This window comes from Lentzea sp. NPDC058450 (assembly GCF_042721395.1).
Classification (GTDB): domain Bacteria; phylum Actinomycetota; class Actinomycetes; order Mycobacteriales; family Pseudonocardiaceae; genus Lentzea.
On the sequence record NZ_JBHXLO010000034.1, the window covers coordinates 91,406 to 102,725 of the forward strand.

Annotated in this window: 10 protein-coding genes; 7 read left to right on the forward strand and 3 right to left on the reverse strand. The window is 71.2% G+C overall.

Features of this window, described 5'->3' with window-relative positions; all coding sequences use genetic code 11:
* The first annotated feature begins 2 nt into the window (after nucleotides 1–2).
* From murD to ACFWNN_RS37340, 5 genes are all read left to right on the forward strand, one after another.
* Nucleotides 3–1,376 carry a UDP-N-acetylmuramoyl-L-alanine--D-glutamate ligase gene (gene murD / locus ACFWNN_RS37320; RefSeq protein ID WP_382444668.1) on the forward strand — a complete coding sequence of 458 codons (1,374 nt, stop codon included), beginning with the start codon at nucleotides 3–5 and terminating at the stop codon, nucleotides 1,374–1,376.
* Between the two features lie 67 nt (nucleotides 1,377–1,443).
* Nucleotides 1,444–2,907, forward strand: coding sequence for a putative lipid II flippase FtsW (gene ftsW, locus ACFWNN_RS37325; RefSeq protein ID WP_382444669.1), 1,464 nt, complete (start codon nucleotides 1,444–1,446; stop codon nucleotides 2,905–2,907).
* A 63-nt stretch (nucleotides 2,908–2,970) separates the two neighbouring features.
* Nucleotides 2,971–4,038: an undecaprenyldiphospho-muramoylpentapeptide beta-N-acetylglucosaminyltransferase gene (murG, locus tag ACFWNN_RS37330; RefSeq protein WP_382444670.1), complete on the forward strand. Its 1,068-nt coding sequence runs from the start codon at nucleotides 2,971–2,973 to the stop codon at nucleotides 4,036–4,038.
* 41 nt (nucleotides 4,039–4,079) lie between these two features.
* Nucleotides 4,080–5,402: a UDP-N-acetylmuramate--L-alanine ligase gene (gene murC, locus ACFWNN_RS37335; RefSeq protein ID WP_382444671.1), complete on the forward strand. Its 1,323-nt coding sequence runs from the start codon at nucleotides 4,080–4,082 to the stop codon at nucleotides 5,400–5,402.
* On the forward strand, nucleotides 5,399–6,148 hold the full coding sequence (locus ACFWNN_RS37340; protein ID WP_382444672.1) for a cell division protein FtsQ/DivIB: 750 nt from the start codon (nucleotides 5,399–5,401) through the stop codon (nucleotides 6,146–6,148). The genes murC and ACFWNN_RS37340 overlap by 4 nt, the downstream gene beginning before the upstream one ends.
* 10 nt (nucleotides 6,149–6,158) lie before the next feature.
* On the opposite strand, the gene ACFWNN_RS37345 is transcribed toward ACFWNN_RS37340, so the two are convergent.
* Nucleotides 6,159–6,650 carry a hypothetical protein gene (locus tag ACFWNN_RS37345; RefSeq protein WP_382444673.1) on the reverse strand — a complete coding sequence of 164 codons (492 nt, stop codon included), beginning with the start codon at nucleotides 6,648–6,650 and terminating at the stop codon, nucleotides 6,159–6,161.
* Nucleotides 6,651–6,780: 130 nt separating this feature from the next.
* A complete protein-coding gene (locus ACFWNN_RS37350; RefSeq protein WP_382444674.1) occupies nucleotides 6,781–6,906 on the reverse strand; it encodes a hypothetical protein in 126 nt (41 codons plus the stop codon).
* A gap of 95 nt (nucleotides 6,907–7,001) precedes the next feature.
* Here ACFWNN_RS37350 and crtI point away from each other — a divergent pair, with 95 nt between their 5' ends.
* Nucleotides 7,002–8,423: a phytoene desaturase family protein gene (gene crtI, locus ACFWNN_RS37355; RefSeq protein WP_382444675.1), complete on the forward strand. Its 1,422-nt coding sequence runs from the start codon at nucleotides 7,002–7,004 to the stop codon at nucleotides 8,421–8,423.
* Between the two features lie 207 nt (nucleotides 8,424–8,630).
* Here the strand turns inward: crtI and ACFWNN_RS37360 are convergent, their stop codons facing one another.
* Nucleotides 8,631–9,521 carry an RICIN domain-containing protein gene (locus ACFWNN_RS37360; protein ID WP_382444676.1) on the reverse strand — a complete coding sequence of 297 codons (891 nt, stop codon included), beginning with the start codon at nucleotides 9,519–9,521 and terminating at the stop codon, nucleotides 8,631–8,633.
* A gap of 323 nt (nucleotides 9,522–9,844) precedes the next feature.
* Here ACFWNN_RS37360 and ftsZ point away from each other — a divergent pair, with 323 nt between their 5' ends.
* Nucleotides 9,845–11,146, forward strand: a complete 1,302-nt coding sequence (gene ftsZ / locus ACFWNN_RS37365; RefSeq protein WP_382444677.1) for a cell division protein FtsZ — start codon at nucleotides 9,845–9,847, stop codon at nucleotides 11,144–11,146.
* Nucleotides 11,147–11,320 lie beyond the last annotated feature (174 nt).

Here is an 11,320-nt window from a genome sequence, read left to right on the forward strand (position 1 = left end):
CTATGACCAAACTGGCTGGTTCGAAGGTGCTGGTCGCCGGTGCTGGAGTGACCGGCCGGTCCGCCGCGGAGGCGTTGCTCGCGGCGGGCGCCGAGGTCGTGGTGACGGACTCTTCGGCAGAACGCCTCGCGGCGTTGGAAACCCTGCTCGAAGGCGTGGAGCTGGTGCCCGGCCTGGCGGAACCCCCGGCCGGCACCTCTCTCGTGGTCACGAGCCCCGGCTGGCAGCCGTCCAGCCCGTTGCTCGCGGCCGCCGCCTCCGCCGGGATCGAGGTCATCGGCGACGTCGAGCTGGCGTGGCGGATGGGCACCGAACTGGCCGACCCGCCGGTGTGGCTCGCGGTCACCGGCACCAACGGCAAGACGACGACCGTCGGCATGCTGGAGTCGATCCTGCACGCCGCCGGTGCCGATGCCGTGGCCTGCGGAAACGTCGGCCTCCCGGTCGTCGACGCGCTGCTGGCGGGCCGTCGCGTGCTCGCCGTCGAGCTGTCGAGCTTCCAGCTGCACTGGGCGCCGTCGGTGCGCCCGCAGGCGGGAGCGTTGCTCAACCTCGCCGAGGACCACTTGGACTGGCACGGCGGCATGGACGCCTACGCGCAGGCCAAGGCCGGGGTCCTCACCGGTGACGTGGCGATCGGCTGGCTGGAGGACGACCGCGTGGTCGACCTCCTCGAAGCCGCGCCCGCCCGCGACCGCGTCGGGTTCACGCTGGAGGAGCCCGCGGCCGGTCAGCTCGGCGTGCGGGACGGCTGGCTGGTCGACCGCGCGTTCGCCGACGACGAGCCGCTGGTCGAGGTCGCGAAGATCCGTCCGGCCGGTCCTCCCGGGATCGCGGACGCCCTGGCCGCCACGGCACTGGCGCGCGCGTACGGCGTTCCGTCCGAGGCGGTGCGGGAAGGCCTGGAGGCGTTCGAACCGGCCGCGCACCGGGCGGTGCTCGTGACTGTCGACGCGGCGGACGTGAAGTACGTCAACGACTCGAAGGCGACGAACCCGCACGCCGCGGTGGCGTCGCTGCGGGCGTTCGACAGCGTGGTCTGGATCGCCGGCGGCCTGTTGAAGGGCGCGTCGGTCGAGGACATGGTCCGGACCGAGGCCCACCGGCTGCGAGCCGCGGTGCTGATCGGCCAGGACCGCGCGGTGATCGCGGAGGCTCTCGCGAAGCACGCGCCGGACGTTCCGGTGCGGGTGCTGGACGTGGCCGATGACGAGGACCCGATGCTCGCGGCCGTGCGGTCCGCGCAGGAGTTCGCGCAGTCCGGTGACACGGTCTTGCTGGCTCCGGCGGCGGCGTCGATGGACATGTTCACCGACTACGCGCACCGCGGGCAGGCGTTCACGGACGCCGTGAGGGCCCTCACGGGCGGTCGGTAGGGTGCTAAAGGGGCGACACGCCCCAGGAATCCCCGTTCGAGCGCTTGACACAGGAGACGATGATCTGGTGACCGTCGTCGCCGACAAGCCGAAGAGCAAGCGGAAGGTTCGTCCCGCGGGCCGCGTCGCCTCCTTGCGCGGCGGCCTGACGTCGTGGCTGAGCCGTCCGCTCGCCGACTTCCACCTGCTGCTGGCGATCTTCGGCATGCTCACCGTGCTCGGCCTGGTGATGGTGCTGTCGGCGTCGGCGCCGGGACAGGTCGCCTCGGGCGTGTCCGCGTACAGCGTGTTCCAGAAGCAGCTGATCTACGTCTGCATCGGCGCGGTGCTGTTCTGGGTGATGCTGCGGTTCCCGTTGCGCAAGCTCCGGCACTTCTCGACGGCCGCGATGGGCATCGGCGTGGTGTTGCTCGCGCTGGTCCTGACCCCGCTCGGGGACGTGCGCGGTGGCGCGCGGTCGTGGTTCACGCTCGGGCCCGTGTCGTTCCAGCCGATCGAGGCCGTGAAGCTCGCGCTGGCGTTGTGGGGCGCGCACGTCCTGGTGACCAAGCGGGCGTTGCTGTCGCAGTACCGCCACCTGCTGGTGCCGGTCGTGCCGGTCGCGATGCTGGTGTTCGCGCTGGTCATGCTCCAGCCCGACCTCGGCGGCACGATCACGCTCGGCGTCGTGCTGGTCAGCCTGCTGTGGTTCGTCGGCGCGCCGATGCGGTTGTTCGGCGTGATCGCCGGCGGCGCGGTGGCGGGTGCCGTCGTCCTCGCGATCGGTGCCGCGTACCGGCTGCAGCGCGTGACGACGTTCCTCAACCCCGACGCGGACCCGCAGGGCGCCGGACTGCAGGCCCGGCAGGCGATGTACGCCCTGGCCGAGGGCGGGTTGTTCGGCAAGGGGCTCGCCCAGGGCAGTTCGCAGTGGCGCTACCTGCCCAACGTCGAGTCGGACTTCATCTTCGCGGTCATCGGCGAGGAGCTCGGGTTCGTCGGGTGCGCGCTGGTCCTGGCGCTGTTCGGCGGTCTGGCCTGGGTCGGGCTGCGGGTGGCGTCGCGCAACACCGACCCGTGGATCCGGATCGTCTCCGCGACGCTGACGGTGTGGCTGGTCGCGCAGGCCGCGATCAACATCGGCTACGTCGTGCGGCTGCTCCCCGTCACCGGTCTCACGCTGCCGTTGATCTCCTCCGGCGGCACCTCGGTCGTCACGACCATGGTCGTGTTCGGCATCCTCGCGAACTGCGCGCGGCACGAGCCGGACGCCGTCGCGGCGCTGCGCTCGCTCGGCCCCGGCCGGGTGGGCGGCCTGCTCAAGCTGCCCGCGCCCGAGGCGTACCGGCCGCCGGCCAAGCGCAAGCCGTCCCGTCCTTCCACCCCTCCGCGCGCACCGGGCAGGCGCACCGCGCAACTCCCGGTGGTCGACGAACGTCGTATGGCTGGACGCTCCGCTCCGCCTTCGGAGTACCGTCGCCGCGAATCGCGGCGGACACAGGGCCGTTCAGAGCAAGGCCGGTCGACCCGCGGTCGCGGGCGACACAACTGATCGATCAACTCACATTCGGGAGAAGTCTTGACCGGGCACCCTGCCCCCAGTGGTCCGTGCGTCGTGGTCGCAGGTGGTGGCACCGCGGGTCACATCGAGCCGGCACTGGCGCTGGCCGACGCGGTCATGCGGCTGCGACCGGACGCACGCGTCGTCGCGCTCGGCACCGCGCGCGGCCTGGAGAACCAGATCGTGCCCGCCCGCGGGTACCCGCTGGAGCTGATCCCGCCGGTGCCGATGCCGCGCAAGCCCACCCTCGACCTGCTGAAGCTGCCGCTGAACGTGCGCGGCGCCGTGAAGCAGACGCGTGAGGTGCTGGAGCGCGTCGGCGCGGACGTCGTCGTCGGCTTCGGCGGCTACGTGGCGCTGCCCGCGTACCTGGCCGCGCGCGGCCGCGTGCCGATCGTCGTGCACGAGGCGAACGCCAAGGCTGGTCTCGCGAACAAGGTCGGCGCCAAGTTCGCCGAGCACGTCGCCGCGGCCGTGCCGGACTCCGGCCTGACCGACGCGCAGATCATCGGCATCCCGCTGCGCCAGTCGATCACGTCCCTGAACCGCGCCGCGCTGCGGGCCGAGGCCCGGCAGTTCTTCGGCCTCGACCCGCACGCCCCGACGCTGCTGGTGTTCGGCGGTTCGCAGGGCGCGCGGTCGATCAACGAGGCCGTCGCGCCGGTCGCCGCCGAGTTCGCCCGCGCGGGCGTCGGCGTGCTGCACGCGTACGGTCCGAAGAACACCGTTGCCGTGCAACAGGTTCCGGGCCGCCCGCCGTACGTGCCCGTGCCGTACCTGGAGCGCATGGACCTCGCGTACGCCGCTGCGGACGCCGTGCTGTGCCGTTCGGGCGCGATGACCGTCGCCGAGGTGTCGGCCGTCGGTCTGCCGGCCGTCTTCGTGCCGCTGCCCATCGGCAACGGCGAGCAGGCGCTCAACGCCGGCCCGGTCGTCTCGGCGGGCGGCGGCATCCTCGTGCCCGACGAGGAGCTGACGCCGCAGAAGGTCGCGTCGCTGGTCGTGCCGCTGATGGCGGACCGCGAGCGGCTCGCGCACATGTCCCGCGCGACGCTCGGCACCGGCCGGCGTGAGGCGGACGAGATCCTGGCCCGCACCGTTCTGGATGTGATCAAGAAGTGAGTCTCGAACGCGTTCACCTCGTCGGCATCGGTGGTGCCGGCATGAGCGGCATTGCCCGCATCCTGCTGGCGCGCGGCGTGCAGGTGTCCGGTTCCGACGCCAAGGACTCGCGGACCGTGCTGGCGCTGCGGGCCCAGGGCGCGCGGATCGCCGTCGGCCACGACGCCGCGAACCTGGACCAGCTCGTCGGCGGCCCGACCGAGGTCGTGGTGTCGACCGCGATCAAGGACACGAACCCGGAGTACGCGGCCGCCCGCGAGCGTGGCATCACCGTGCTGCGCCGTGCCGAGGCTCTGGCCGCGCTGATGGAAGACCATCGCGTCGTGTGCGTCGCCGGCACGCACGGCAAGACGTCGTCCACCTCGATGTTGACGGTCGCGTTGCAGCACTGCCGCGTCGACCCGTCGTTCGCCATCGGTGGTGACCTGAACGAGTCCGGCGCCAACGCCCACCAGGGCACCGGCGGCGTGTTCGTGGCCGAGGCCGACGAGTCGGACGGCTCGTTCCTGTTCTTCTCGCCGTCCGTCGCCGTCGTGACGAACGTGGAAGCCGACCACCTCGACCACCACGGCACCGTCGAGGCCTACACGGCCGTGTTCGACTCGTTCCTGGAGCGGATCGTTCCGGGTGGCGTGCTGGTGTCCTGTGTGGACGATCCGGGTGCTGCTCGCCTGATCGCCGAGGCCCGTGCGCGCGGCATCCGCGTGCGCGAGTACGGCCGGGCCGGTGCCGACGCGAAGCTCGTCGACTACAAGCCGTTCGAGTCGGGCGGCCTCGCGTCGGTCGAGATCGACGGTGTGCCGGTCGAGGTCCGCGTCGCCGTTCCTGGCGAGCACATGGCGTTGAACGCGATCGCCGCTCTGCTGGCCGGCCTGGAGATCGGTGCCGACCAGACCGGGCTGCTGGAGGGGCTCGCCGCGTTCGGTGGCGTGCGCCGGCGGTTCGAGTTCAAGGGCCGTGGCGGCGGGGTGTCGGTCTACGACGACTACGCGCACCACCCGACGGAGGTCGACGCCCAGTTGCGCGCCGCTCGTCCGGTGGCCGGCGCGGGCCGCGTGGTCGTGGTCTTCCAGCCGCACCTCTACTCCCGCACCCGCACGTTCTCCACCGAGTTCGCCGCCGCGCTGTCGCTGGCGGACGAGGTCGTCGTGCTGGACGTCTACGGCGCGCGCGAGGAACCGGAACCGGGTGTGACCGGCGCGTTGATCGCCGACCAGGTCACGGCCTCGGTGCACTACGAGCCGTCGTTCGACCGCGTGCCCGCCCTGGTGGCGTCGCTGGTCCGCGACGGCGACCTCGTGGTGACCATGGGCGCGGGCGACGTGACGATGCTCGGTCCCGAGATCGTCAGCGCGCTGTCATGAGCGCACCGGTTCGCGGCAGGTCCACGCGAGTTCGCCCCGCGAACCGGAGACCGAAGAGCGCCGAGTACCGGGCGCGGCGCAGGACCATCCTGCGCCGCCGCCTGGTCGCGCTCCTGACAGTGCTGTCCGTGGTGGCCCTGGCCTACTGCGTCTTCTTCACGCCCCTGCTCGGCGTGACGCAGGTGGACGTCCGCGGCAACGCGGCCCTCACCGAGGACGAGGTCCGCGCCGTCGCCGACATCGAGCCGGGCTCACCCCTGATCCGCCTGGACCTCCAGGAGATCCACGACCGCGTGGCCGGCATCCCGCGCGTCGCCGCCGTGGAGGTGGAACGCCAGCTCCCCGGCACCGTGCGCCTGCTGATCACCGAACGCATCCCGGTCGGCTCGGTGAAGCTGCCCGACGGCTTCCACCTCGTCGACTCCACCGGCAAGGACTACGCGGTCCTGCCCGCCGCCGCGCCGGGCGTGCCCGAACTGGTGCTCACCCTGCCGTCGTCGTCGGATCCCGCCACCCGCGCCGTCGTCGGCGTGATGAACGAGCTGCCGGAGAAGCTGCGGCCCGACGTGGTGTCGGTGGCGGCGACGACCGGTGCCGACGTGAAGCTGACGCTGACCGGCGACCGCGTGGTGAAGTGGGGCAGTGCCGAGAACACGCCGCGCAAGGCGGCCGTGCTGCTCGTGCTGCTGACGCGCCAGGGCCTGGTGTTCGACGTGTCGTCGCCGGACCTGGCCACGGTGTCCTAGCTCCTGGCTCCTAGCCGAGCGTCAGGTGGAAGCCCTGGCTTTCGGCTTCCTGCTGCGACTTCCAGATGACACCGCGGTTGGCGTTGCCGATCTTCGTGCCGTAGAGCCGCTCTCCTTCGGGGACGCCGCTCACGGAGAAGGTGAACTTGCACGAACCCACGCCGGTCATGAGCACTCCGACGGCGAGGACCTCGTTGTCCTGGTTGACGATCTCGACCTGGCCACCGAGCCTGATGTCGCTGTAGCCGCCGGAACCGCAGTTGCCGTTCACAGTCATCGACCCGACGATCGTGAACGACGCGGGCCCTGAGGTCGTCGACGACGCAGGCGGGTTCGTGTCGGCCGTGCGCAGCAGGTCGGGACCGGTGGCTCTGCCGAGCCCGAAGCCGAGTCCGCCCGCCGTGAGCGCGACCAGCGCGAAGCCGATCGCGAGCCACGGTGGCCGGCGTCTCGGCGTCGGCTCGGGCCCGATGTTCACCACTGTCGGTGGAATGGGTTCCACGGAGGTCCTTCGGTCGGTGCGGCTACCGGCGGGGTGCCGGTGGGCGGGACGGCGTCGGCCAGCGGCGCGGGCGCCGGTGCGAGGGCCGGTGGATCGGTTGGGAGCACACGGGAATCTCCTCGGGTCGCCGCTAGCCGTTCTGCTTCAGGCGCGCCATCGCCGCTCGTACGACGAGGCTGCCGAGCCTGCTCGTGACGAGTTCCAACACGATCGCCTCGATGACGAGCGAACGCACGGACGCGGGTGCGGGTGCCAAGACGTGCCTCCTGGTGATGAACGACTACCGTGCTCATCGGAGTGCCACTCGCCGTATTAGCCAGATTGATCGTTGTCACCCGAAGGAAGTACTCAATGCCGGACCACGTCGTCGTTGTGGGCGCCGGTCTTGCCGGACTGTCAGCCGCGTTGCACCTGCAGGGGTCCGGCAGGCGGGTCACGGTGGTCGAAAAGGGTGACGCCCCTGGCGGGCGGGCCGGGACCGTGCGGGTCGGCGGGTTCGTCGCGGACAACGGCCCCACCGTGCTGACGATGCCGGAGTACCTCGAAGAGGCGTTCGACGCTGTGGGGGAACGGCTTGCGGACTGGCTGACGCTCGACCCCGTGGCTCCCGCCTACCGCGCGCGGTTCGCCGACGGGTCGCGGATCTCGGTGCACACCGACGCCGCGGCGATGGAGGACGAGGTCCGCACCGTCTGCGGGGCAAGGGAAGCGGCCGGGTACCGGGAGCTGCGGCGGTGGCTCGGGGGGCTGTACTCGGTGCAGCGCGAGCACTTCATCGGCGCCAACTTCGACTCGCCGTTCGACCTGGTGCGGCCGGAGCTGGCGCGACTCTGCGCGCTGGGCGGGTTCGGGCGGCTGGAGTCGCAGCTGCGGCGTTTCCTGCGGGACGAACGGCTGATCCGGCTCTTTTCGTTCCAGGCCTTGTACGCCGGTGTGCCGCCGCAGCAGGCCCTCGCGGCGTACGCGGTCATCGCGTACATGGACACCATCGCCGGCGTGTACTACCCACGCGGCGGGATGCACGCGGTTCCTGAAGCGTTGGCTGCTGCTGCGGTGAAGCACGGTGCGGAGTTCCGTTACGACGCAACGGTCACACGGCTGGAGTGGAGTGGCGCGCGTGTGGTGGCCGTGCACGCCGGTGGAGAGCGCATCGCGTGTGACGCCGTTGTTTTGGCGTGTGAGTTGCCGGACGCCTATCGGTTGCTGGGCAAGGCACCACGACGTCTGCTGCCTCGGCGTTGGTCGCCGTCCGCCGTCGTGCTGCACGCCGCGACGGACCGCACGTGGGACCTCGGTCACCACAACATCCTGTTCGGGCGGGCGTGGCGGGGGACGTTCGACGAGATCGTCCACAAGGGACGGTTGATGTCCGACCCGTCGCTGCTCGTGACGCACGCCCAGGACGGCCTGCACTACGTGCTCGCGCCGACGCCCAACCTGCGGGTGGGTCCAGTCGACTGGCAGCGCGTGGGCCCCCGCTACCGCGACGAGCTGGTCCGCACGCTGGAGGCGCGCGGACTGGACGGCTTCGGCGCGGCGGTGCGCGACGAGGTGCTCGTGACGCCGGCCGACTGGGGCAACGCGGCGGGCACGCCGTTCGGGCTGGCGCACACCTTCGCGCAGACCGGTCCGTTCCGGCCGCGCAACGTCGTGCGGGGAGCCGAGAACGTGGCGCTCGCGGGCGCGGGCACCACGCCGGGAGTCGGGGTGCCGCCGGTGCTGATCTCCGGCCGGCTGGCGGCCCGGCGGATCGCTGCGGTGCGGTCTCGCTGACGTTCGGGCTTGCTGGACGGTGACTCGGGTTGCGGTGCGGGCGTCACGTCGGGCGTCGGGTTGTGGCTGGTGCTGGTCTCGGGTGGCTGGCGGCGCGGCGGATTGCTGCGGTGCGGTCTTGCTGACGTTCGGGCGGGCCGGTGACGCGCGGCGGCCGGCGGTTCGGAACGTGGCCGGGCGAACCCGGCCACGCCCCCGGTCATACCGCTAGGCCGGCACCAGGTCCCACTGCTGCCAGGTGTTGCTGTAGTGCTCGGTCATGAACACCCAGCCGGTGCCCGGCGTCAGGAACTTCTCGCCCGTGGCGTTCCGCAGGCGCGCCGAGCCGAGCTTCGTGGGCTCGATCGACCACTGCTGCCGGGCGTCGGCGGGCACGCAGTCCTGCGTCACCTCGGGCTCGACGGCCCCCGCGCCCCAGAGCGAGAGGCACTTGCCGTTGGCGACGCTGCGCAACGCCGTCACGCCCGGACCCACCTCGATCCGCTGGAACCTCTGCTCCGGCACGTCCGCGCACGGCACCGGCAGCAGCCTGGTGCCGGACAGGCCGGCGCAGCCGTACCTCTCGGTCTCGGCCGAGCGGATCCGCACCACCTGGCCCGTGGTGTCGGGAGACGGCCCCGTCGTCCCGACGGTGCGCACCTCCCACTGCTGCTCGTCGCGCTCGCCCCAGGGGACGATCAGCACGCCCTGGGTGCCGTCCGTCCGGCTCGACACCTTCATGAAGGCGTCGGAGTCGCCGAACCTGATGCGCACGGCACCGGAAGGCTCCGGCACCATCGAGGCGAAACCGTGCGGCGCCTCGTCCTCGCAGTAGTAGAAGTTGTACCGCTCACTCAGGCACTGCCGGTGGTTCGCGACGCTGCGGAGCAGGTTCCTGCCCTCGCCGACCGGCACGACCTCCCAGTACTGCTCCTTGCCGCCGGTGCACGGCAGCATCGTGGCCCGGTGCGGCTCCTCCGCCGCCTGCAGGCACTCGCCGAGCAGGACGCTCCTGATCTCGACGAGTTCGTTGCCGTCCTCCGCCGCACCCGCGGGTGCGACCATCACCGCCCCCAGGGCGATCGCGCTCAGCGCGATGCCCAGCAATTTCATCCCCATGCCTCGACGCTAGCGGGGACCCCTGACAGAAAATCGCGGTTAGGGCGGGCGAGACGATCTCCGATTCGAGGTCCGACTAGGCTTGTGGGGCGTCGTCCTCAGGGCCGTGCGCACTACTTGACGGCACGACCGGGGAGTAGTAGCGCACAGTGTTGGGACCCTACGGCGTGGCTGCTGGACCGACGCACCGCCGGTGCTTACCGTCCAGCAGGAACATATGGGGTTGACATAACTCTGGACCTCGACGAGAGGTTGAGAGTTTCAATCCGGGTGCATCCCCACCCAGCACCACAGCACGGACCACGATCAGGAAGGCGGATCCGATGACGCCCCCGCACAACTACCTCGCGGTGATCAAGGTCGTCGGCATCGGTGGTGGCGGCGTCAACGCCGTCAACCGCATGATCGAGGTCGGGCTCAAGGGCGTCGAGTTCATCGCGGTGAACACCGACGCGCAGGCCTTGCTGATGTCTGATGCCGACGTCAAGCTCGACATCGGCCGTGAGCTCACCCGCGGCCTCGGCGCCGGAGCGAACCCCGAGGTCGGTCACAAGGCCGCCGAAGACCACCGCGAAGAGATCGAGGAGGTCCTCAAGGGGGCCGACATGGTCTTCGTGACCGCCGGCGAAGGCGGCGGCACGGGCACCGGCGGCGCACCCGTCGTGGCCTCGATCGCCCGCAAGCTCGGCGCGCTGACCATCGGTGTGGTGACGCGCCCGTTCTCCTTCGAGGGCAAGCGCCGCGCCAAGCAGGCCGAGGACGGCATCCAGGCGCTGCGCAACGAGTGCGACACGCTCATCGTCATCCCGAACGACCGGCTGCTGCAGCTCGGCGACATCGGCGTGAGCCTGATGGACGCCTTCCGCTCGGCGGACGAGGTGCTCCTCTCCGGTGTCCAGGGCATCACCGACCTGATCACGACCCCCGGTCTGATCAACCTGGACTTCGCCGACGTCAAGTCGGTCATGTCCGGCGCGGGTTCTGCCTTGATGGGCATCGGCTCGGCCAGAGGCGAGGGCCGGGCGGTCCAAGCCGCCCAGAAGGCCATCAACTCGCCGCTGCTGGAAGCGTCGATGGAAGGCGCCCACGGCGTCCTGCTCTCCATCGCCGGTGGCTCCGACCTCGGACTCTTCGAGATCAACGAGTCGGCGTCGCTGGTCCAGGAGGCCGCGCACCCGGACGCGAACATCATCTTCGGTACGGTCATCGACGACTCCCTCGGCGACGAGGTCCGCGTGACCGTCATCGCCGCCGGGTTCGACGGCGGCGGGCCTACGCACAAGAAGCTGGAACCGACGGCGCTGTCCTCGCCGCCCCGGACCGCTTCCGGGCCGATCGCCTCCGCCACGGCGGCGCCGGTCGCGCACGTCCAGCAGCCGGTCACCGCGCCGCCTCCGCCGCCTCCGGTGGTCCAGGCGCCGCCGGTGCAGCAGCCCGTGCAGCCCGCCCCGGTGCAGCAGCCGCCGACCACCGTGCCGCCTCAGCCGTCGCCGGCCCAGGGGAACGGGTACGTGCCGTCGGTGCCCCGGTCGCTGTCGCCCAACGGGTCGCTGCCGTCCCGGCCGGTGCCGGTCACGGACGACCCGGACGACGAGGTGGACGTGCCGCCGTTCATGCGCCGGTGACGTCGCCGGACCGGTGACGCAGCTGTTCTGATCTTGTCGGACCCCCTGAGTAGCGTTCGGGCTCAGGGGGTCTTCCATGTGAACTGCTCCCCGGAAGTTGGACTGGGTTCCAGTTCCTTCGTCCGGGGAGTGTTGTGTATTCGGGTAGTTCGTTGTCGGTTGGGCAGCGTGAGG